The sequence below is a fragment of the Affinundibacterium nitidum genome, assembly GCF_014284155.1.
Classification (GTDB): Bacteria; Pseudomonadota; Gammaproteobacteria; order Burkholderiales; family Burkholderiaceae_D; genus Undibacterium; species Undibacterium nitidum.
Genome location: NZ_JACOFZ010000001.1, coordinates 941,932 through 965,662 on the forward strand (window position 1 = coordinate 941,932; position 23,731 = coordinate 965,662).

Annotated in this window: 19 protein-coding genes; 6 read left to right on the forward strand and 13 right to left on the reverse strand. The window is 47.6% G+C overall.

Translation table 11 applies throughout. The features are described 5' to 3' along the window. Window positions 1-63: 63 nt before the first annotated feature. From ppc to edd, 4 genes are all read right to left on the reverse strand, one after another. The gene (gene ppc / locus H8K36_RS04110; RefSeq protein ID WP_222611108.1) at window positions 64-2,820 is read right to left on the reverse strand and encodes a phosphoenolpyruvate carboxylase; all 2,757 of its coding nucleotides are present in this window, start codon (window positions 2,818-2,820) and stop codon (window positions 64-66) included. Between the two features lie 191 nt (window positions 2,821-3,011). Beyond that, window positions 3,012-4,625, reverse strand: a complete 1,614-nt coding sequence (pgi, locus tag H8K36_RS04115) for a glucose-6-phosphate isomerase (RefSeq protein WP_370587131.1) — start codon at window positions 4,623-4,625, stop codon at window positions 3,012-3,014. 102 nt (window positions 4,626-4,727) lie between these two features. Further along, window positions 4,728-5,366, reverse strand: a complete 639-nt coding sequence (gene eda, locus H8K36_RS04120) for a bifunctional 4-hydroxy-2-oxoglutarate aldolase/2-dehydro-3-deoxy-phosphogluconate aldolase (protein ID WP_186914952.1) — start codon at window positions 5,364-5,366, stop codon at window positions 4,728-4,730. A 20-nt stretch (window positions 5,367-5,386) separates the two neighbouring features. Beyond that, a complete protein-coding gene (gene edd, locus H8K36_RS04125; protein ID WP_230404284.1) occupies window positions 5,387-7,234 on the reverse strand; it encodes a phosphogluconate dehydratase in 1,848 nt (615 codons plus the stop codon). Window positions 7,235-7,558: 324 nt separating this feature from the next. Here edd and zwf point away from each other — a divergent pair, with 324 nt between their 5' ends. From zwf to H8K36_RS04145, 4 genes are all read left to right on the forward strand, one after another. After that, a complete protein-coding gene (gene zwf / locus H8K36_RS04130; RefSeq protein WP_186914951.1) occupies window positions 7,559-9,016 on the forward strand; it encodes a glucose-6-phosphate dehydrogenase in 1,458 nt (485 codons plus the stop codon). A gap of 52 nt (window positions 9,017-9,068) precedes the next feature. After that, the gene (pgl, locus tag H8K36_RS04135) at window positions 9,069-9,764 is read left to right on the forward strand and encodes a 6-phosphogluconolactonase (RefSeq protein ID WP_186914950.1); all 696 of its coding nucleotides are present in this window, start codon (window positions 9,069-9,071) and stop codon (window positions 9,762-9,764) included. 137 nt (window positions 9,765-9,901) lie between these two features. Beyond that, window positions 9,902-10,810 carry an SIS domain-containing protein gene (locus H8K36_RS04140; protein ID WP_186914949.1) on the forward strand — a complete coding sequence of 303 codons (909 nt, stop codon included), beginning with the start codon at window positions 9,902-9,904 and terminating at the stop codon, window positions 10,808-10,810. 188 nt (window positions 10,811-10,998) lie between these two features. Beyond that, on the forward strand, window positions 10,999-11,838 hold the full coding sequence (locus H8K36_RS04145; protein ID WP_186914948.1) for an HDOD domain-containing protein: 840 nt from the start codon (window positions 10,999-11,001) through the stop codon (window positions 11,836-11,838). A 13-nt stretch (window positions 11,839-11,851) separates the two neighbouring features. Here H8K36_RS04145 and H8K36_RS04150 read toward each other — a convergent pair whose 3' ends face one another. The 7 genes from H8K36_RS04150 to H8K36_RS04180 form a co-directional block, all read right to left on the reverse strand. Further along, window positions 11,852-12,316, reverse strand: a complete 465-nt coding sequence (locus H8K36_RS04150; RefSeq protein ID WP_186914947.1) for a flagellar basal body-associated FliL family protein — start codon at window positions 12,314-12,316, stop codon at window positions 11,852-11,854. 42 nt (window positions 12,317-12,358) lie between these two features. Then, window positions 12,359-12,961, reverse strand: a complete 603-nt coding sequence (locus tag H8K36_RS04155) for a lysophospholipid acyltransferase family protein (protein WP_186914946.1) — start codon at window positions 12,959-12,961, stop codon at window positions 12,359-12,361. Window positions 12,962-13,056: 95 nt separating this feature from the next. After that, window positions 13,057-13,671, reverse strand: coding sequence for a ParA family protein (locus tag H8K36_RS04160; protein ID WP_186914945.1), 615 nt, complete (start codon window positions 13,669-13,671; stop codon window positions 13,057-13,059). 56 nt (window positions 13,672-13,727) lie between these two features. Next, window positions 13,728-14,453 (reverse strand): pseudouridine synthase, encoded by a 726-nt coding sequence (locus H8K36_RS04165; RefSeq protein WP_186914944.1) that lies wholly within the window; start codon window positions 14,451-14,453, stop codon window positions 13,728-13,730. A 128-nt stretch (window positions 14,454-14,581) separates the two neighbouring features. Further along, the gene (locus H8K36_RS04170) at window positions 14,582-15,784 is read right to left on the reverse strand and encodes a M24 family metallopeptidase (RefSeq protein ID WP_186914943.1); all 1,203 of its coding nucleotides are present in this window, start codon (window positions 15,782-15,784) and stop codon (window positions 14,582-14,584) included. Window positions 15,785-15,996: 212 nt separating this feature from the next. Next, window positions 15,997-17,190 carry an aminotransferase-like domain-containing protein gene (locus H8K36_RS04175; RefSeq protein WP_186914942.1) on the reverse strand — a complete coding sequence of 398 codons (1,194 nt, stop codon included), beginning with the start codon at window positions 17,188-17,190 and terminating at the stop codon, window positions 15,997-15,999. 136 nt (window positions 17,191-17,326) lie between these two features. Next, window positions 17,327-17,785 (reverse strand): RidA family protein, encoded by a 459-nt coding sequence (locus H8K36_RS04180; RefSeq protein WP_186914941.1) that lies wholly within the window; start codon window positions 17,783-17,785, stop codon window positions 17,327-17,329. Window positions 17,786-18,235: 450 nt separating this feature from the next. Here H8K36_RS04180 and H8K36_RS04185 point away from each other — a divergent pair, with 450 nt between their 5' ends. After that, complete coding sequence (locus H8K36_RS04185; protein WP_186914940.1) at window positions 18,236-19,672, forward strand: aminotransferase-like domain-containing protein; 1,437 nt, start codon at window positions 18,236-18,238, stop codon at window positions 19,670-19,672. A 17-nt stretch (window positions 19,673-19,689) separates the two neighbouring features. Here the strand turns inward: H8K36_RS04185 and H8K36_RS04190 are convergent, their stop codons facing one another. Continuing rightward, entirely contained in the window at window positions 19,690-20,823 is a 1,134-nt protein-coding gene (locus H8K36_RS04190; protein ID WP_186914939.1) for a GGDEF domain-containing protein, read from the reverse strand. Between the two features lie 291 nt (window positions 20,824-21,114). Here H8K36_RS04190 and cysS point away from each other — a divergent pair, with 291 nt between their 5' ends. Further along, complete coding sequence (gene cysS / locus H8K36_RS04195; RefSeq protein WP_186914938.1) at window positions 21,115-22,491, forward strand: cysteine--tRNA ligase; 1,377 nt, start codon at window positions 21,115-21,117, stop codon at window positions 22,489-22,491. A gap of 189 nt (window positions 22,492-22,680) precedes the next feature. Here cysS and H8K36_RS04200 read toward each other — a convergent pair whose 3' ends face one another. Continuing rightward, entirely contained in the window at window positions 22,681-23,724 is a 1,044-nt protein-coding gene (locus tag H8K36_RS04200; RefSeq protein ID WP_186914937.1) for a leucine-rich repeat domain-containing protein, read from the reverse strand. Window positions 23,725-23,731 lie beyond the last annotated feature (7 nt).

The window sequence follows — 23,731 nt, forward strand, 5'->3', positions numbered from 1 at the left end:
CTCCCCTTCTGTGCCTTAGGCTTAATGCGGCCAATTCAACTACACATGTTATAACGAGATTCCTTAGCCACTATTGCGTAGACCCGCAGCGATACCGTTGATCGACAAATGGATACCTCGGCGTACGCGCTCATCTTCATCACCTTGACGATAACGTTTCAAGAGCTCAACCTGTACGTGGTTGAGTGGTGACAAATATGGGAAACGATTGACGATAGACCGTTTCAACAACGGATTATCCGACAACAAGTCTTCGCGCTCAGAGATCTGTTTCAGGACGTCAATCGTCAACGCATGTTCCGCTTCTAAACGCGGGAAGATACGATTGCGCAAAGACTCGTCTTTCACCAGCTGTGCATAGCGACTAGCGATGCCAATATCACTCTTCGCCAACACCATTTCCATATTCGACAACACAGTCGAGAAGAATGACCAATCTTTAAACATGGCGCGTAGGGTCGACAAGCCATCATCTGGATGCGCTTGCAGATACTGTTGAACCGCGCTGCCAAAGCCGAACCAACCTGGCAACATCAAACGGCACTGGGACCAGCTAAACACCCATGGAATGGCACGCAAATCTTCAATTGCAGTCGACTTTTTACGCGATGCTGGTCGGCTACCGATATTCAAGCCAGCGATTTCAGAAATTACAGTCGATTCCCAGAAATACTGCTCGAAGCCTTCGGTTTCATAAACCATGTTTCGATAAGCGCGGAAAGCGTTGTTAGATAACTCTTCCATCGCCTTCAGGAACTCTGGGCGTGGCGCTAACTCTGTATGTGCGAGCAAACTCGCCTCCATGGTTGCCGCTGCCAACACCTCTAAATTGCGACGTCCAACTTCCGGGTTCGCATACTTCGCTGTGATGACTTCACCTTGCTCAGTCAAGCGAATTTGACCTTGTACAGCGCCCGCAGGTTGCGCCAAGATCGCCTGATAACTTGGTCCACCACCGCGACCAACAGAACCACCACGACCATGGAATAAACGCAAACGGACTTGATGTTTAGCGAAGATTTCAACCAAATCAATCTCGGCCTTGTAGAGTTCCCAACCTGATGTTAGGAAACCACCATCTTTATTACTGTCAGAGTAACCAAGCATGACCTCTTGCGCATTACTACGACTCTCCAAAAGTCGCGCATAAGCAGGAATCCCCAACAATCTATCCATCGCTGGCGCACTATTTTGTAAGTCGCCAATCGTTTCAAATAGAGGAATAATATTGACGTCGAGGCGACCTTCGGCTGGGTGCAACAGGCCAGATTCTTTTAGTAGCAAAGCCAATTCCAACATATCGGAAACACCATCGGTTTTCGAGATGATGCAATTCGGCACAGCACCTCTGCCGTAGCGTTTTTGTGCGGTACAGGCTGCACGATAAATCGCCAACTCTGACTGTGTCTCTTCCGAGTAAACCAAGTACGGAGACGCCAAAGGACGCGCTGAGCTAATCTCTCCAATCAAGACTTCGATGCGTTGGTCTTCATTTAAGCTCAAATAATCAAGCTCAGGATTTGCTGCACGCAGCAACTCTGCTACCACGCGTTCATGCACATCTGAATTTTGACGCAAATCGATAGGCGCCAAATAGAATCCAAACACGCGCACAGCGCGACGTAAATGACGTAAGCGACCACGCGTAATGCCGAGTGATCCATTATCTGAAAGAGACTGGTGGATCAGGTCTAAATCCGCAACAAGCTCTTCTGCAGAGTCGTAAGCTTGAGCCACGCCGCAAGGTGGAATCACTGGATCCAAACCAAGCAAGTTCTTAAATGCCGTCGCCAAGCGTGCGTACACACCGCTCACCGCTAAACGATAAGGTTCATCGGCACGATGTGGAGAATGATCCGGCGAACGTTCTGCTAAGGCTACTAATTCTGGTGACACTTTCACTAACAAAGTAGCCATCGACAATTGCGATCCTAAGGTATGCAATTCGTCCAAGTAGAATTTGAACGCACGGGTCGATTGCATGATCAAGGTTTTCTCTAAGACGGTCGCCGTAACAAAAGGATTACCATCACGGTCGCCACCAATCCAGCTACCGAGGCGCATAAAGCTCGGCAATTCGACTTTTTCGAAACGTTGATCTTTGCTCGCCAACAAATCTTCCAAACCTGCATACAAGTGCGGCAACTCACGCAAGAACGTGTAGTCATAAAAACTCAGGCCATTTTCCACTTCATCGAGTACCGACAATTTCGACATACGTAGCATACGTGTTTGCCACAGCGTCAAAACGGCACGTTGCAAAGCATCTTCGTTGGCACGAGATTCTTCTGGCGTCAATTGCATACGATCACGTTCATCTAGCAAACGCGTGATCACCATTTGGCAATTCAAAATACTCTTACGCTGCACTTCTGTTGGATGTGCCGTCAGCACTGGTGTGACTTGTGCTGTTTCAAAAAACGTTTTCAAGTTTTGTGCCGCATTATCGCCAGCAAATAAGGTTTCTATCGTATGTGCCAAGCTACCGCGACGTGGCGAAGAACCGGCAATCAAGTGGGCACGAGTACGACGAATATGATGTTGATCTTCCGCCAAATTCACCAAATGTGAAAAATAACTAAACGCACGAATCAAATGTGTGGTTTGATCATTGGTCAAAGTATCGAGCGTGTTTTCCAAAGCCTCACGCGCCGCATGATCGGCATCGCGACGAAAACGAATCGAATTTTGACGTACCGTTTCAATCAAAGAGAAGACTTCATCTCCATGTTGATTGCGTACCGTGTCACCCAAAATGCGCCCAAGGCGGCGGATGTCTTCACGGAGGCTCTGGTCTTTATCGTCGGCGATATCGTTCATGATCGTCTTTAAGGATGGTATAAGGAAAACAAAATAAGAATTTGTACAGCTAAAACATCTTAACAAAAGCGACTTAAAAATAGTCGCAATTGAAAGTTCATTCAATATAAATCAATAGCACTACAATTTTTCTGTATGGCTGTGCATACTATGTCTGCAAAAACGCACAGCCAACAAACTTCAGACCTTGTTTAACGATGACGTTTGCTCAAGGCCTTTAACAAGCCCTTAGTTGAACTATCGTAGTCTTCTTTGACTGCGGCAGGATCAAGGCTGATCAGTTGTTGCGCTAAAGACTTACCAAGCTCAACACCCCATTGGTCAAAGGCATTGATATCCCAAATCACCGATTGCACAAACACTTTATGTTCATACAAAGCAATCAGAGCGCCCAAAGAGCGAGGCGTTAAAGAATCAAGTAAGACGGTTGAAGTTGGACGGTTACCTTCGAAAACACGCGGTGCCAACATTTTTTCAGGTAAATCACCGAGCTCGGCGCGCACCTCATCAATACTCTTACCCCACGCCATAGCCTTGGATTGTGCAAAGCAGTTGGCCAGCAAAGCCTGATTATGGCCAGGTAAGCCTGCGTCATCTTCCGCTACGACAATAAAGTCGGTTGGAATAATCGTCGCACCTTGATGCAATAATTGGAAGTATGCGTGTTGACCATTAGTACCAGCCTCACCAAACAAAATCGGCGAAGTCGTGTAATCGACGCGATTACCTTCACGCGTAACCGATTTACCATTACTTTCCATTTCCAGCTGCTGCAGGTAGGCTGGCAAACGTGTCATACGTTGATGGTAGGGTGCAATCGACAAAGCTTGCAAACCAAGGAAGTTGATATTCCACACACCGATCAAGGCCATCAATACCGGTAAATTTTGTTCTAATGGTGCTTGCGCGAAATGCAAATCCATTTCATGCGCACCCGCTAGCATCTCTTCAAAACGATCGGCCCCCACGTAGAGCGCAATCGACAAGCCAATCGCACTCCACATCGAGTAACGACCACCGGCCCAGTTCCAGAAGGGGAATACGTTTTCTTCAGCGATACCAAAGGCTGTCGCCGCTTTGACGTTAGTACTTAAGGCTACAAAGTGCTGACGAATTTGGTCTTCAGGACAGCCATGATTGAGCATCCATTCACGTGCAGTACGTGCATTGGTCAGCGTTTCCATGGTCGTAAAGGTTTTCGAAGCAACCACGATCAAGGTCGTTTCAGGATCAGCATTTTCCAAAGAGTCAGCCACATGGCGGCCATCAACATTCGAGACAAAATGTAGAGAGAGATTTTTCTGTGACCATGGTGCCAAGGCGATGCACGCCATCTGCGGCCCCAAGTCGGAACCACCAATACCGATATTGATAATCGTACGAATCGGCTTGCCTGTGTAGCCCAACCAACGGCCTTCACGTACGGCATCACTAAAACTACGCATTTGTGCCAATACGCTATGCACGTCGGCGGCAATGTTCTCACCATTGAGCATGAACTTCTCGCCTTTCGGCAAGCGCAATACCGTGTGCAAAACTGCGCGATTTTCCGTGTTATTGATCGCCTCTCCACGCAACATCGAATCACGACGCCCTTCGACATCTTGCTGACGAGCTAGCGCTAACAAATTCAGCTTCGCCGTGGTGTCCATTCGCTGTTTGGAATAATCCAACAGGATGCCGCAGGCCGCCGCTGAGAAGTGTGTAAAGCGCTGAGGGTCAGCGCGAAACAACTCTTTCAGACTTGGCATGTTATTGGCACGCTGCTGCAATAAACACCACAAAGGAGTACGAGAAACTGAGATAGCCATGATCAAGAAAACCTGAGAAAAAACATTAAGAAGACATCAAGAAAACACTATTTAAAATAAAAAGTAGATCACTCCAAGATGAATGAGCTCACTCCATTATTTACCCGCTGCGGCCGCTTGCGCTGCCAATTGTGCGATCGCTGCCCAATCATTCGCACTGATCAAATTCGCTGGACACATCCAAGATCCACCAACACAAAGCACGTTCGATTGTTGTAGCAGAGTCGGCGTTGATTCAACAGTTACACCACCAGTTAAACAGAATTTCACATCAGGGAATGGGCCACCCAAAGCCTTCGCCATTTTGACGCTACCAACGATATCAGATGGGAAAAGCTTCACTACATCAAAGCCATGTTCGAGTGCCAACATCAAATCACTGGCACCTCCAACACCTGGAAAATACGGCAAGCCTGACTCCGCCGCTGCCTTTGCCAACACTGGCGTAATCCCTGGGCTAATACCGAACGTCGCACCACTATTGCGAACAGCATCTAACTGCGCTGGCGTCAAAATCGTACCGGCGCCCACTGTCACGTCAGGGCACGCTCTCACCACTTCACGTAAAACCGTCATCGCATTTGGCGTGCGCAAAGTGATCTCCACTGCAGGCAGGCCATTTTCAGCCAAAGTTTGTACGCAGCGTATCGCTTGATCAACGTCGTCGGTGACCAAAATCGGCAATACCCGAACTTGTGCGAGCTGAGAAACGATGGCGGATTTACTGATCGTCATGATGGAATCTTCCAATAAAATTAGATAAACAAAGTTGAAGCGCCATGTTCCGGCGAAGTCACCACACGTCTTTGTGCGGCAAACAAATCGCGGCCATAACCATAGCTACTATCGATAGAAATCACAGGATTGGTACGTGTTGCCCAAGTCGCTTCATCAACCAAAGCACGCAACTCACCGGTATGCACATTGAGCTCAATCAAATCACCATCGCGTACTTTACCCAATGGACCGCCTTGCGAAACCTCTGGACTCACATGCAATGCCGCAGGCACTTTGCCCGATGCACCGGACATACGGCCATCGGTGACTAAAGCGACTTTGTAACCAGCAGACATCAAACTACCGAGCACCGGTGTGAAGTGATGCAGCTCTGGCATACCATTGGCTTGCGGACCTTGGAAAATCACGACCGCCACAAAATCTTGATTAAGCTGCCCTGCTTTGTACGCACTCACCAAAGCATCTTGAGATTCAAATACTTTTGCTGGCGCACGAACGATCCAAGCTTCTTCTGGCACCGCAGATGCTTTCACAATCGCACGTCCCAAATTACCTTGCAACAGGCGCAAACCACCAGTTGCGGCGAATGGCTCAGTCACATTGCGTACCACTTCCGGATTGCTTGATTTTTCTGGATGCGCGACGAAAGCAACTTTGCCGTCTTTCAATTCTGGACGTATAGTATGGGAAGCCAAACCATCTTGACCAAATACTGTCATGACATCGGCATGCATCAAACCTTGCGACAACAATTCGCGCATGACAAAAGTCGGGCCACCCGCGTCTTCGAAGGCATTCACGTCTGCTGTACCGTTCGGATACACACGTGTCAACAATGGGATTACGGAAGACAGTTCATCGAAATCTTGCCAATCGATGATGATGCCAGCTGCGCGTGCAACAGCAATCCAGTGAATCGTGTGATTGGTTGAACCGCCTGTCGCTAACAATGCAATGACTGCATTGACGATAGTTTTCTCATTGACGAGCTTGCCAATAGGACGATAGTCGCCCGCTGTTTCTGTCAACTTCAACACTTGTTCGACCGCTGCATCTGTCAAAGCATGACGCAGTGGATCATTCGGATGAACGAAAGCCGCGCCTGGCAAATGTAAGCCCATTGCTTCTAACAACATTTGGTTACTATTGGCTGTACCGTAGAAAGTACAAGTACCGGCGCTATGATAAGCCGCGCTCTCAGCCGCGAGTAATTCTTCTTTTGTTGCTTTACCCTGCGCATAACGTTCACGCACGGCCGCTTTTTCTTTGTTTGACAAACCCGAGCCCATCGGACCAGCTGGAATGAAAATCGTCGGCAAATGCCCGAAGGCTAAAGCGCCAATTAACAACCCTGGAACGATTTTGTCGCAAATACCAAGGCACAAAGTCGCATCAAAAGTATCATGCGATAAAGCGACCGCGGTCGCCTGCGCGATCACATCGCGAGAGAACAGCGACAACTCCATACCTGGACGACCTTGGGTTACACCATCACACATCGCAGGCACACCGCCAGCGACTTGAGCAGTTGCGTCAAAACGCAGTGCTGCTTCTTTAATTTGATCAGGGTAAGTCGCGTAAGGCTGATGCGCTGACAACATATCGTTGTAGGCAGTGACAATGCCGATATTCGATTTTTGAGCTTGATTGAGCCAAATCTTCGTTTTGCCATCCGCTGCTGCATTGGCATGTGCTTGATTGGCACAAGACAGACTAGCGCGACGCGGCCCACGATGGCGCATCTGCTCTAGGCGCGCTAAATATTCCGAACGTAATGTCTTACTACGCTCTTCGATTCGTCGAGTCACTGCGGCAACCACAGGGTTCATCGCAACTTGATTTGTATTTTGTCCAGATGTCGTCATAGTTTTGTGGGGGTCTCTGATTCAGATACCTCAAAGATAGCACAAAAACAGAAAAAAGCTGTAACAAACTTTCAGAAATACGAAATTTTTCCATTTAAAACATAAAAACCATCAAAAATATCGTAATGAAACTACATTTTTGAAGAAATATGGTTTAAGCTATGGCATAATTTATTGCATCAAAAAGCGAAGATGCGCGCAAACTAAGAGACAACACCGGAGCAAACCAAGAGAATGCTCAAATCCATCTCCTCACTTGCTAAGTCATCCTCTGCTTGTACCTTATTGGCATTACTTTTCTAACTAGAATTATTCGGAGTCCACATGACTACTTTTGTATTGTTTGGCGGAACTGGCGATCTGGCAAAACGCAAGATCATTCCTGCACTGTACAGCGCCTTTGTAAATGGCCGCTTGGACCCCGAGTTCACGTTTATCGGTGCTGCACGCGAAGCATTAAGTGATGAAGACTTCCGCAAACGTGTCGCCACTAGTATCGAAACCTATGCTGCCAAAGCAAACGGCACGAAAGAACAATTAGCCGCCTTCCTCAATTTAGTCGGTTACACCAAAATCGACGCCAAGAATCCTGAAGACTTCGAAGTTTTAAAGTCTCGCGTCAATGCAGACACCAGCAAAGCTAAATTATTTTATTTGGCAATTGGCCCAGATATCTTCATTCCAGTCGTGGAGCAATTATCCAAACATGGTTTGGTCGAGGGTAATGCTCGCGTCGTCGTTGAGAAACCATTGGGACGCGATGCCAAATCTGCCAAAGAGATTAACTCCGCGCTGCGTACGTATTTGAACGAAAATCAAATCTATCGTATCGACCACTACCTCGGTAAAGAGATGGTACAAAACTTATTTGCACTACGTTTTGCCAACTCTTTCTTAGAGCCATTGTGGAATCGTAAGTGGATCCAAGACGTACAGATTTCGATCTCAGAACAAGTCGGCGTGGAAACACGTGGCGACTTCTACGACAAGACCGGTGCTCTGCGCGACATGGTACAAAACCATCTCTTGCAATTGGTGTCCATAGTGGCGATGGAACCTCCAGTGAACGCAAACCCGGACGCTATTCGTGATGAGAAAGTCAAAGTATTACGCGCTTTGCGTAAATTTACAGCCGATGATGTCAGCAAAAAGACGGTCCGTGGCCAGTATCGCGCTGGCGCTGTCGATGGCAAGCCTGTTATCGGTTATCAAAATGAACCAGGTGTCCCTGCCTCAAGCCGCGCCGAAACTTTTGTGGCGATTCGCGCTGAAATCGACAATTGGCGCTGGGCAGGCGTGCCTTTCTACCTGCGCACAGGTAAGCGTATGGCGAGCCGCTGCGCTGAAATTACGATTAATTTCAAACCGATTCCGTATTCCATCTTCGGCAAAGGCCAAGGCCCTCTGCGCTCAAATCGACTGGTGATTACCTTGCAACCAGAGGAAAGCGTGCAATTGTTTATGAAAGCCAAAGAGCCAGGCGAAGGCATTCGTTTGTCTGACGTGGCATTGAATTTGGATTTCGCTGAAGCCTCTAACTTGCGCCGTGTTGAATCTTATGAACGACTGTTGCTTGATGCATTGCATGGCGACCTCACTCTCTTCGTCCGTGATGATGAATTGGGCGCAGCCTGGGAATGGATTGATCCGATTATGAATGCATGGGAAAACGATGCCGAAGGATTGAAATCTTATATCGCAGGTAGCTGGGGTCCGGCAGCGGCAAGTTATTTGTTAGCCCAGCATGGTGCCGCTTGGGGCGAAGAGTATGTTGAAGGCTAATTGAGCACAAGACAGCACAGAAAAAAGCACACGATAAAGCGAGAAAGTAAACATGGAAGCTCAGTTGCAGTCCTCAGTTCAATTCAATAGCTTTGCTAACTTCAGCGAACTTAGTAAATCACTGGTCAATGAGTGGGTAGGCATTATTGATGATGCCGCCAAATCCGATCGGCCAGCCGCATTTGCTCTGGCGGGAGGCACCACGCCTGCGCCAGTGTACCGCGAATTAGATCAAGCACTGGCGAATCGTAGTCCATCTGATGTGCGCTTAGCTGCAACCGACGAACGTTGGGTGCAAGATAGCGATCCGCAAAGTAATGAAGGCTTGTTCAAGCAATGCCTGCCACTGTCCTATCGCAAAAATTGGAACTTGGTATCACTGAAGAATGCTGCAAGTACACCTGAAGTTGCTATCGAAGCTATTAATGAGCGTTTGAACCAGCAATTGCCGCAACGCTTTAGTGCGGTACTTTTAGGCATGGGTGCTGATGGTCATATCGCCTCGCTGTTTCCTGGTGCTCCGGTTCAGGCAGACAATTTAAATTGTTTAGCTGCCGTACACCCGCAGACACATCAAACGCGAATTTCTTTGTCCTTGCCACGCTTATTGGAAACCGAAAAAATCTGGTTGGTGATCACAGGCAATGAAAAACGTCAGGTTTTAGAAAATGCTCTCACAACGAGTTTGCCAATTACTAATCTTTTGAAGCAAGCTAAGTGTAAAATCGAAGTTTTTTGGTGTCCTTAATTCGATCCAAAAATCAAAGTAAGGAATGGCTACAGCCTAGTTTGCACGAGATTGAGAAATCTTTTCACTACCCGCCCACAAGGTGGGAGTGAATACCTAGCACAGCACGACATTTATTCACGCAGAAAGTACTTCACATGGTCAACGTTCTTTCCAAAAAAAATAATTCGACCAACAATCCACCTGAAAAAGGATTGCTGGCGCGCATACGCGTCGCTAGCACAGCGCTCAGCCGGGCTGAGCGTCAGGTGGCGGAATTTCTTCTGCAGAAGCCGCATGATGCGCTCGAGATGTCGATTCGTGTTTTGGCTCAAGTGTGCAATGTGTCTGAACCTACCGTGGCCCGTTTTGCGCAGTCATTAGGTTTTGACGGTTTCAAATCGTTTAAGTTGGCGTTTGCCAAGAGCTTGGCGACTGGTATCCCCTATCTTCATCTCGATGTCAATCAAGCAGATCACGTTAAAGATGTATTGCCCAAAGTTTTCGATCGCACCATTGCAGCACTGATGGAAGCACGCAACACCGCCAATAGCGCCAACTTCGAGGCAGCCGTCAATTTACTCGCCCGTGCCCGTCGTATCGAATGTTATGGCCTCGGCTATTCAGGTGCCTTGGCGATCGATGCGCAATTAAAGTTTTTCCGTTTCGGCATCCCTACCACGGTATTCTGCGACGCTCACTTGCAAGCGCAGTCGGCAAGCTTGCTCAATAGCGATTGCCTCGTGGTCGCATTTTCTCGTACAGGTCGCACACGCGACTTAATTCGCAGCGTGCAGCTGGCTAAAGATACCGGTGCAAAAGTCTTGGTCTTATGTGCCAGTGGCGGGCCATTGGCGGAACTCGCTGACGTGCATATCAGTGTTGACGTCGAAGAAGATCCAGACATCTACACCCCGATGACTTCGCGTCTCGCTCACCTCACTTACATCGATGCCCTCGCGGTCGCTGTTACATTATTACGTGGTCCTGCTGCGATTGATATGCTCGAGCGGGCCAAAGCGAGCATCTCTGAAAAACGTTTAGTCTCACGCTTAGACGAAGCCTGATACGGTTCGAGTATCAGAGACTTTTCTGGACGACCCGAAACCGTGCAATCAAAATTCATCAAGGATTACAACAATCCTTGATGAATTATTGAAAAAACATGCACTAAAGCAGCATTTTCTGGCAAGCTATTCCGTATTGCATTTATGAATACACACAGCGCGTGTATTCCTGCTTCGGGAAAAAATCTATGGCGCATCTTAGTCTGGAAGAAGTCACCGAGAATCTCAAAGATCTGCCGACTTTGCCGGCAATCGTCATGGAAATTCTCAATACCCTCGATAACGAAGACATCGATACCGCAGAGTTAGCGCATAAGGTCACGCAAGATTTAGCATTGACTGCGAAGACCCTGCGCTATGCCAATTCCCCATTTTACTCAACACTAATTAAAGTCACGACCATTCAACAAGCCATTTCTTTGATGGGCTTTGACACGGTAAGACAGCTCGTTCTGTCAGCAGCTCTTTCTGGTTGCTTCCCCGAAAATAATTGCAAAGGTTTCGACCATAAAGCGTTTTGGCGCCATTCAAACGCAGTAGCATTTACAGCCAAGTTGATCGCGAGACGAATGAGCTTTAACGAGGATGTAGCCTTCACCGCAGGCTTACTACATGACATCGGCCTACTTGCTCTTGTTAGCCTATATCCAAGACAGTTTGAGGAAGTCATTGCCTATCGCAAAGAACACCTTGCGACTCAATATGAAGCAGAAATTAAGGTGCTCGGCGTTGACCATGCGAGCGTGGGCGAAGCTCTAGCAGAGCAATGGCATTTTTCTGACGTGATGCGAAATACCATCGCCGCACATCATCATCCAGACCAACCTGGACGAGGTTTTCTCGCCTCTATTGTGCATGTTGCAGACGGCATTGCACACATGTTGAGTGCCAACGCTGATAGCGGCGCGCAAACCATTTCAGTGAATGTTGTTTCTTGGGATAGTCTCAAACTGGATCAAGCCTCGCTTGATACTCTGCTCGAGGAAGCAACCATACGTTTCAAAAAACTCGATCAGGTTGATTTGTAGTAGTACTTGAAAACTACTTACGTTGGTCCTGCAGAAGCAGATCGGTGACCATCACTTCTTGTACCTTATCGGTCTTAAATTCTAGATTGAAGCGTCGTTTCAACTCAGCCTGAATTTCGTTGAAACCGTCTTTGGAACGCAGACTATCAACATCCATAGTTGCAATTTCTTTCTTGAACATGTCATTCATGGCACGCTCATGCTCTTTCAGCCAATCTTCATCTCCGATATTGACTTGCACGGTCACCGCCATACGCGCTACGACACCCTGATCATTGACGATCGTTTGTTTAAGTTCGACATAAGTGAGATTGGCCGCATTTCGACTAGAGAAGCGATTCTGATAAATAATGAAAGCAGCAATACAGAACACGACTAATACAAAGCCAGCCACATAAGTGGTGAATTTATCATCGCCATTACTCGATTTTAGCAAGGCTGCTTTAGGCGATGATTTGCTTGAAGCTTTTTTCAACATGCGATTCCTCCGCCGGTATCAGCAAAGACTTCCGCTTTGCTTTTACTTTTTTATTTGTATATGTTCTGAATCAAACTGTTGGGGATTTTTGCCCGTAACTCCTGCATAGAATGCGCGAATCTCCACCATATCTTCTTCAATATTGCCACTAGGATAGAACATTTTCCCGACACCGCCAATTTTTTCCTTGAAGTCAACGTAACCTAAGCCCAACGGTACGCCTGCTCCATGAGCAATATAGTAGAAGCCGGTTTTCCAACGTGTCACTTTACCTCGAGTTCCCTCTGGCGGAACGATGACCAATAGTCTTTCACTACGATTGAAAGCGTCAATTGTTCCTTGTACCAAATTACCTGCTTGGGAACGATCTACCGGGATCCCTCCCAACCAACGCATAATGCCGCCAAACACAGGTGGGAACAGAGAATTCTTCCCCATCCAATACACATCAATTCTCAAGACAAAACAAATCATCAAAGCAAGTGGAAAATCCCAATTGCTCGTATGCGGCGCACCGATTAGTACACATTTCGCTGGCACTTGTGCGCTACTATCGACCCGCCACCCAAACAAGCGCAAAATAAAGATCGACATCCAACGCACCAGTGTGCTGATGATAGGGGTTTTGAAAATGGTGAAATGCATAGGTGGTCTCACTCTTTTTTATGATTATGCTTCGCTACGCTTACCGTAACGAAGTGTCTCCTACAAACTCGCGAGCGCTGCTCGTTCTCAAACAACTACTTTTGATTCAACCACGCAATTAGCTGATCCCATTGCGCTAAATCTTTTTCGACCTTTGACGGTGCGACATCCCACAACGTCGCCCCATGCGCAGCGAGCTGGATATAGTTCTGCGTATCACGCAAATAGCCCAAAACCGGCAAGCCAAGCTGCCCTACGTAATGCGCCAATTGATCTGCCGCCTTAGTACGCGCATTCACCCGCATACCGAGCACAGCAACACTCTGTTTGGTCTCACGTGCCGACAAGGTTTTAAGAAAATCCTCCGTCGCCAAGATATCAAACATCGACGCTTGCAATGGCACAATAACTTTATCTGCCAATTTTAAAATCGCATCGAGCTTAGATCCCTTCAAACCCGCGGGGGTATCAATCACGACGTGGGTGGTGCCTTTTGGAGGTTTGACGATATTCCCGTCGCTCAACTCCCAAGTCGCGATGACTGGTAAACCTGACGATCGCAAACTCAACCACGCCCGCGAAGATTGCTGACGATCGGCATCGCCGAGCATCACTTTATGACCTTGCGCTGCAAAATAGCCAGCCAAATTGGTCGACAAAGTACTTTTACCGACACCCCCTTTGGGGTTGATTACAGCGATAACAGGCATACGTTTCCCCTTACAACAGTGAACACCAATTCTGTTACAACAAGAGCGGCGAGAAACTAGGTTTCGCTATCCGGAACTAGCAAGGCCAAATGTTCAGGATCGAGATAACACCACTCCCCTTCTTCCAATCCAAGTGAGGCTAGTTGCAATTGCCCGATGGCTGTACGTGTCAAGGCAGCACAATGATTTCCAGCAGCCGCCAACATGCGCTTCACTTGGTGATACTTTCCTTGTTCCAAAACGATTTGCAGCTGAAACTCACTTAAGCGTACACAGCTCTGTGCAGCTAAAGGCGCAGGTTCGTCATGTAACTGCACCCCGCCTAATAACTCTTTAACCAAATCATCGGTCACGGGCTCGGCAGTAGTGGCCACATAAATTTTAGGAATATGTCGCTTGGGCGATGATTGCATATGAATGAAAGGGCCATCGTCCGACATCAACAACATACCCGTCGTGTCGTGATCAAGACGCCCCACTGGTTGCACATCACGCCAGCTTAGTTGATCTGGAAGCAGAGTCAAAACCCCAGGATGGTGCGATGGTTTGCGCGAGCACTCGAAGTTAGCGGGCTTATTGAGGCAAATATACACATGCTGACGATAAGTCCATTCTTCTTCAAAAATGGTAAATACCAAGCCTTCAGTTTCGATTAGCTCTTTGTAGTTGTCATGCACTTCACCATTGATCGACACTTCACCGTCTTCGATCAATTCACGACAATATTTACGGGTACCAAAACCCTGCGATTGCAAGATCCGGTCAAATGACAATTTGCTCATAGGGAAAAGCGAGTTCAATATAAGCCAGCATTTTACCTGTTAATGTGATGCAACAACAAAAAAAGCCTAGGTCGACAGGCGTCCGTAGGCTTTTGGGAAAGACAAACAACATCAGAAATCGTGCAATTTTAACCACCAAAAGGTGCATCGACGGCGTGGCTTTGCTCGGTAAACCAACGAGGGCCGGTCTCAGCCATGTAGAAATGGTCTTCAAGACGAATACCAAATTCACCGTCGAGACAAATCATCGGTTCATTGCTAAAGCACATGCCTTTTGCCAATGGCGTCTTATTGCCTTTGACGAGGTAAGTCCATTCATGAATATCAAGACCAATGCCATGTCCGGTGCGATGTGGTAAACCCGGGGTCTTGTAGCCTGGTCCTAGTCCAGCGGCTTCCAGCACGCGACGTGCGGCGAGATCGACCTCCTCGCACGGCACACCAATTTGCGCAGCATCGAAAGCGGCGGCTTGCGCTTCTTTTTCCAAATTCCACATGCTGCGTTGGCGAGCAGTTGGTTCACCAAACACGTAACTACGCGTGATGTCGGAATGATAGCGTTCAATCATGCAACCAGTATCGATCAAGACCATATCGCCCTCTTTCAAATACTGCACACCATCTGGGCCATGCGGAATTGACGTTGGTAGGCCAAAACTGACGATACAAAACGTAGAACTACTGCCACCGTAGGCGCGGTGTGCTTGATTAATGAAGTCGGCAACTTCGAAGGAAGAAATTCCTTCTCGCAAAATGCGTGCTGCGCGTTTATGCACTTCCAGCGTAATATTCTTTGCCGCCTGCATCAACGAGATTTCATTGTCCGATTTGTGCATCCGACATGCGGCAGTCACGGCCATCGCATTCACGATCTGGTAGGAACTCAATGCCTGACGCAGACCATCTGCGATGAAGAACGGTGCTGCTTCATCGAGCGCTATCGTGCCACTGAGTTTTTCATCAGCCAAAATAGCTGCTACTAAGGCATACGGGCTTTCATCTTCTTCCCATAAGCGAATCAAAGCTTGATCGCCCAAGGTTTCACGCAATTTAGATTCTTCAAACGCTGGGCTAACAAAAATCAATTTGCCATCGGCGGTCAAGACTGCACCGACCAAGCGTTCGCTTTGATACCAAGAAAGGCCGGTGAAATAATACAGACTCGCACTCGCGCTCAAGACCAAAGCGGCGATGCCGTTTTGCTGCATTAACTGGGCCGCTTGTTGTCGACGTTGCTGGCGTTCGCCTTCCGTAATCGGGCGCACATGAGACAAATCTTTTGAGATGGCTGCCAACTCGGTCGCAGCGTTCGATCCACCAATACCAATCATTCGATTTCCTTCTTTTATATCAACACAGTGTTAGGACATACACTGGAATGTATCAAACTTTGCGCTAGCGGTCTTGTCGTTTGCAGTGAAGCCCATGACGAATTCGGCATAGCAAAAATAATATCGTTCTCACGATAAATACAAAAAAGGCCAGCCTTCACAGACTAGCCTTTTTTTGATTTGAACCCTGTTGGTTTGAACCTAAATCGTTTTTACATACGTGCTTTGATCAATTTACCAATTTTTTCGATACCTTCATTGATTTTCTCTGGCGATACCGTCACAAAACTCAAACGGAATGTATTCGTTTCCGCTTCGTTCGCATAGAAAGGACCGCCAGGCACGAAGGCCACATTGTTCGCAATCGCTTCATCCAACAATTCTTTGCTGTGGATATGCTTAGGCAAAGTCACCCAAATGAACATACCGCCGAGTGGACGTGTCCAGGTCACGCCTTCTGGGAAGTTCTTCGTCATCGCTTCCAACATCACATCGCATTGCGCGGAGTAGAAACGACGAATGCTTGGAATATGTTCTTGCAAGAAGCCATCTTTGATCACTTCATACACAGCCATTTGTGTCAAGGTCGACGTATGCAAGTCAGTCGCCTGTTTAGCTTGTTCCAATTTGCGAATCAATGGAATCGGCGCAACCATGTAACCCAAGCGAATACCAGGCGTCAAAATCTTAGAGAAAGAACCGAGGTAAATAACGCCATCTGGATTCATATTCAACAACTTCGGCAAAGGTTCGCCGCTGTAGCACAAATCACCGTATGGATTATCTTCGATCAAAGGAATGCCCATGCGCGCGCATGTTTCGACCAATTCTTGACGACGTTCAATCGACAACGTACGGCCAGTCGGATTTTGGAAGTTAGGCAAAGCGTAGAACAATTTCGCGCCCTCGCCTTTCGCTGCAACAGAGGCTGGAACCACACCATCATTGTCCATCTCTACAGAAACGAACTCTGGGCGATACACTGAAAAAGCTTGCAAAGCACCGAGGTAGCTCGGTGTTTCCACCAAAATTTTACTACCTTCATCGACCAAGACTTTTGCCAACAAATCCAAACCTTGTTGCGAACCAGACGTCATCATGATTTGTTCTGGAACGATTTTGCAATCTGCAGTAGACAAAGAGTCCGCGATAAATTGACGCAGAGGTGTATAGCCATCTGTTGGGCCATATTGCAAAGCAGCTTTTCCATTTTCAGCCAAGACCTTATCGAACGCGGCACGCATACGATCTACTGGGAAAGTTTCTGGCGAAGGCAAACCACCGGCAAACGAAATCACTTCAGGACGCATGGTCACTTTCAAGATTTCGCGAATCGCGGAGCTTTGCAGCTGCTCCGCACGCTCAGAAAATTTCCAGTTAATTGGGGTCAAATTTAGCTTACTCATATTCTTGGTTCACTTCAAAAATTAATCGTTCTTATTAATCAAACTTTTTCACACCATCGGTCTCGGCGATGATGCTGTGCCACTTTGTCGCGGCACATTTGTCTTCTCTTGTGGACTTGGCGTAAGAAAGTACGACTTACGCGATTTCCGCAATCATTTCAATTTCAACGCAAGCACCCAATGGGATCTGCGCTACGCCAAAAGCGGAACGTGCATGCTTACCTTGTTCGCCAAACACTTCACCGATCAACTCAGATGCGCCATTGGTGACCAAATGCTGTTCCGTATAATCTGGAGTGGAATTTACCAGACTCATTAATTTCACGATGCGTTTAACGCGGGTCAAATCACCACCACATGCGTCTTGCAAGGTCGCCATCAAATCAATCGCAATCAAACGTGCCGCTTCTTTACCTTCTGCTGTTTCCATCGTTTGGCCCAACTTACCGACCCAAACCTTACCGTCTTTCTTGGCGATGTGACCAGAAATAAACACGGTATTTCCTGTCTGCGCATGCATTACATACGCAGCGGCAGGAGCAGCAACCGCTGGCAATTCAATGTTGAGGGCTTTCAGTTTTTCGTAGACGGACATAACAGTTTCCTATGCGTAGCCGCGCAGTTTCCTTGCAGGAAGTGGGCGAAATCAATAAAAGTAAAGCTCATGCCGAATCAAATTCAGCTTAATCCATCATTGTACGAGTCTAGCGCGCTTTAAACCACCCTCAAGCTACGCTTAAATTACAAAAACCCGTCAAATTCACGCGACTTTATGTCCAAATTTGAAGGATTTCGGGGTTTTTCTGTGAAAACAAAAACCAAAAACAGCCACCGTCATACCACCAAAAAGCCACTTCTTAGCGAGAAACTGCGCAAAATACACGGCTTGTAAAAGGTTGTAACGACCACTTTATCAAGCTTGATATGCTTGTTCTTTATGCTATGCTACCCGCAAATACCGATACAGTACCAATACAATTACAAAAATAGATTTCACACTGTCATGGCAAAATCACCGATACAAAAATTCCTGTGAGAATTTCTTATGACAAAACCCGCTAACCTCGGCAGCAGCCCGATGGTCTCGCGCGATTCAGGCGGCTCTTTGGTCGAACAGATCGTACGCTCAGTTGCCTGTCGCATCGATGACAAATTATTGCGAACCGGATCGCGCATGCCGTCGATACGACAATTCGCCGACGAGCAGAAAGTATCGCGCTTTACCGTGGTGGAAGCCTACGATCGTTTAGTTGCCAATGGCTATCTTGAGTCTCGTCGCGGCTCGGGCTTCTTTGTGCGCGAACGCGCTTCTTTGCTCAATAATCTCAGTCCTGTTACTCAACCACTACCGACCTCGCAACAGCCTGACGTGGTGTGGCTGATTCGAAATATGTTCCGCCAATTGCCACCACAGAAGATGCCAGGCTCAGGTCTGTTGCCGCATGAATGGCTCGATGGTGAATTGGTTGCCAATGGCTTGCGTTCGATTAGTCGCTTAAATCAAAACCTGCTGCTGCATTACGGCACGCAACAAGGCTTTTTGCCATTACGTCAGCAACTGCAATTGAAGTTAGCCGAACTTGAGATTGCCGCCTCACCCGAACAAATTGTGACGACCAATGGCGTTACTCAAGCACTCGATTTAGTTGCCAGCGAATTTACGCAACCTGGCGATACGATTTTTGTCGACGATCCAGCTTGGTTTTTGATGTTTGGTACTTTCGCTACCCTAGGCGCCAAAGTCATTGGCATCCCTCGTCTACATGATGGCCCAGATGTCGCGAAGTTGGCGGAGCTCGCTGCCTTGCACAAGCCTAAGCTCTATATCATTCATTCCGTATTACATAACCCGACTTCCACGTCCCTATCAGCGGCGAAGGCCTTTCAGGTACTGAAGACCGCAGAGCAACATGACTTCATGATTGTGGAAGACGATGTCTATTGCGATATGCATCCTGGGTCGGCAGTGCAGCCGGCGACACGACTTGCCGCCCTAGATCAACTCAATCGCGTCATTTACCTTGGCGGATTTTCTAAGACATTGGCAGCGAATCTACGCGTGGGATTCATTGCAACCTCGCATCAAAACGCGATTCGTTTCTCGGACCGGAAAATGTTATCGACCTTAACCACCAATGAAATTTGTGAACGCGTTGTGCACAAAATTTTGTCGGAAGGCCACTATCGCAAGCACGTTGATCGTATCCGCAGCAAACTCGATACGGCGCGTCATGAGGTCACCTCGCGGGTGGAAAAAATGGGAATGCAAGTCGAATACCGCACGCCAGCGGGTATGTTTCTGTGGGTAGAAACCGGTACCGACACCATTGCACTTACCGAAAAAGCGCTTGAGAAAGGCATCTTAATCGCGCCAGGTAGTTTGTTCTCGCCACATCAATTGCCGTCGACACACATGCGCATAAACGTAGCGGCCATGGGCGACGAAGGTGTGTGGAAGTTCCTCGAAAATGAATTGCGCTGAACGCAATTACTATTGAACTAGGCGAAGGCTTGCGGCGGGTGCGTAGCGTCAAGCGCATCTGCCTCATCAGGGTGTTCGCCTTCCTTCGCCTGCATTAAAGCCTCTTCCGCGCGGCGCAGCATGGATTCCACCGTATCCCCCTCTCGCGAAGTGGCAAAGCCGACGCTGGCATTAATTTTCAATTCACGTCCACCAACCGCGACAGGCATGGCTTGCACCGTCGAACGCGTACGAGCCGCAATCTTTTCACCGACTTCATCACCTGCCTCTGGCAGTAATACACAAAATTCTTCAGTACCGTAACGGGCCAAACAATCATAACCGCGCGTGGCTCGCTTCATACGTTTGCTGACCTCCACCAAAACCATATCGCCAACATTGGCGCCATAGTGCAAATTAATTTCTTGCAAATGATCGAGATCTAAGACGACGAGCGACAAAGGCTTCCCAAGTCTGAGATGACGTTGCAATTCATTTTCTGACACACGCATAAACTCACGTCGATTCGCGATGCCGGTGAGTGGATCTGTCGTTTCTTTACGTTGCAATTCAGATTCGGCACTCAACAATTTCAAGCGATAGTGACGCAAAAAGCGATGTATCGATTGGCCGCTATAGGTGCTCAAAATGAGCATCACAATCACTGTGAACTGATAAAACACTGATGGGAATTGTTTGGCAAAAACCAAGGCCAAGCTTGCAAAGAAGTAGGCGAACACGAGCTGGCGTAATAAGGCAGGACGTAGAGGCAAAACGATAGTCGCGATCAAGCATAGCCAAGCATCGATAATAAAATGCCCCAAATACGTCGAGGGCGACAAGACATCACTAATCAATTGAGTCACCAACACAAGAATGGCCCAACGATAAAGATGCGATTCAAAAGTAGGTCGATCGCTACGCCTTCCTGTCACTCGCAAGATCCACCACGCATAAGCGCACACCGCAAGGCGCAATACGATGAGTCCAAGCACTCGGGGTTCGATTAAACCCGTGACCTGATGTATGCCTTGCAAAGCAAAATCAAGATAGAGCAAGGGAAAACTCACCCACATCAAAAATCGCAATACCTTACGCCCCAATGCATGATCTTGCACGTGATAGTGGTCTTGGTATTCTTTATCGCTGACTTCGGGATAATGCACAGACATGATGGTCTCTCGATCTTATTGTTTTGACGCTGCAAGGAGGCGGCTGGCAAGATCGTCAGCGCGACGTATTTCTCGGCGAATAAGTTTCCTCAGTGCACGAATTCAGTGTAGCGCTAAGACCTGCCCTTGCCAATTAATTTACGACATTCTCGACTCTACCCGTGTTTCTTTTGCATCATCACGAACACAGTGTGAAGAAAGCCGTATTTAAGCGATAATAGAGGGCTAGGCGGCACACACTCCACGCCGAAAAACAGATCCACTTTTTTATTGAATAGATAAGTAATTCACATGGCTATGCAACTCTACGACAACTGGGAACGTTCCCTGCGCCCTTTCACTCCGATTCACCAGGACTGGGTTGGCTTGTACTGTTGCGGCCCTACCGTATATGACTACGCGCATATCGGTAACTTACGCACCTATTTATTCGAAGACGTTTTACGCCGCGCCTTAGAGCTCAATGGTTACAACGTACGTCACGTGGTCAATATTACCGACGTCGGCCATTTGGTATCGGACGGTGATGACGGCGAAGACAAAATGGAAAAAGGTTCACGCCGTACGGGCCAAACGGCTTGGGAAATCGCCGAGAAATACACGGTCGCCTTCAAAGAAGATGTGCAACGCTTAAACATCTTAGAACCAAAAATCTGGTGCAAAGCGACCGACCATATTGTCGAACAAATTGATTTCATCAGCGTCATCGAAGAAAAAGGCTATACCTATCGCACCTCCGACGGCATCTATTTCGACACCTCGAAACAAGACGACTATGGCTATCTCGCGCGCCTCAACCGCGAAGGCTTAGAAGCCGGCAAACGCGTAGAAATCGGCGAAAAGAAAAATCCAACCGACTTCGCCTTGTGGAAGTTCAGCCCAGAAGGCAGCACACGTCAAATGGAATGGGATAGTCCATGGGGCCGTGGTTTCCCTGGCTGGCATATCGAATGCTCTGCCATGTCAGCCAAATATTTGGAACCTTGGTTTGATATTCACTGCGGTGGCGAAGACCATATCGCGATTCACCATAGCAATGAGATCGCACAAAACCAAGCCTGCCACGGCACCCGTTTAGCGAACTTCTGGATGCATGGCTATTTCTTGCAAATCGACGCAGGCAAGATGTCCAAATCCAGCGGCGACTTTTTGCGTTTGCAAACACTGATCGACGACAATATCGACCCACTCGCTTATCGCTGGTTATGTTTGTCTGCGCACTATCGCAGTCAACTCAACTTCAGCTGGGAATCCTTAAAAGCCTCGCAAACAGGTTTGAATCGCCTACGCGAAACTTACTTCAACTTGCCATCAGGCGGCAGCATCAACCAAGACTACGCCGACCGTTTCAAGGCCGAAATTGATCAAGATTTGAATTTGCCGAAGGCGATTGCTGTGATGTGGGAGATGTTGAAATCCAACGTAAATGACGCCGACAAAAAAACCACGCTCGACTATTTCGATTTGATGTTAGGTTTGAACCTGAAAGTGTGGGAACCAAAGAAAACGGAAATCCCTGCACACATTCTCGAACTCGTCGAACAACGCAAGATTGCGCGTCAAAACAAAGTCTGGGCGGAGTCAGATCGTTTGCGTGATGCGATTAAGGCGGCGGGATTTGAAGTTGAGGATACGCCTGCTGGGATGGTGGTGAAGGCTGTTTCTTAGTCGATTATTTCAACCGCAAAAGCGCAAGGAGCGAAACGGTTCTTTGCGCTTTTTTGTTGCCCGAGATTCGTAGGTGGGTGCTGAGCGGAGCGAAGCCCTATATCAGGTTTTCGACACATTGATGATCATCCGGACACAAAAAACAAAATTGCTCAGTGGGACACAACCGAGATACATCGCTTAACCTAACTAGCGAAACTGGAAAACCTCGTGCTTATATTGTTCGACTCCGTGCTCCTTCATCAAAGCTTCAACTCGCTTATTTTTCTTTTCATTACTTACCCCAAAGAACCCTCGTCGAAGGGACGGCATACCAATTAAAGATTCATAATGTTCAGGATCAAAATTGAGAGCGCAAAGATGAATGAACTCTTCAAGCACTGGTGCTTTTGCAAGTCCATCGAGATTTTGTAGCCCCTTCATAGATTCAAGGTAAACACGTCTGAGGGCTTTGAGACTACGCATATCTGGTAGCTCGGTCACATTGATCAAGGATTGCAGAAAAAGAAACTGAAGGCCAGTTAGACTGCCAAGGACAGAAAGGTTAGAAAGCCCCCGAACCTGCCACAACTCAAGATACTTGAGGTTTGCTAAACCCGCTAAAGGACTCAAGTCGCTAATTCCTCCCAGCTTAATTTCGAGCGACCACAACCTTGGCAAACTACGAATGAATCTTATATCGCAAGATGTCACTGACCTTAAGACAAGTTTTTCCAATTTACATAGTTCACCAATTGCGTGAATATCTTTTGCCTGTCCCTCGATGTGAAGTTCCCGAATATTTTTTAATTTTGCCAACCCCTTAAGCGAAGGCTTTTTTGACTTCGTCTTTCCCAACGACACCTTCTCAATGTCTTGCGGTAGTGATTCGAGAAACTCAAAGGTTTCGAGGTTAAAGATATCTACAGAAATAGATTTAAGTTTCTGAAGTCGGAGCACAAAATTGAAATTACTCACGCTTTGAAGATAATCAAGCTCTAGGTTTTCGACATCAGGAAGATATTCAAGTATGCTCAAATCGAACTGGCTCAGTCCCTGGTCGTAGATTCGAATCTGAATCTCTGGCCTACGCTTTATCAAGCGATCATTCAGTAGAGCCCAACTCTGACACGAAAGTGGCCGACGGGTTTGAACGACTGTCAAATTTGGGGCATGAATCAGCCTTTCAACATCTATTTCTGAAAGATCAGCGCGGATGTCAAAACGATCAAGTAGTAACGGCACAAAACTCATATTTATC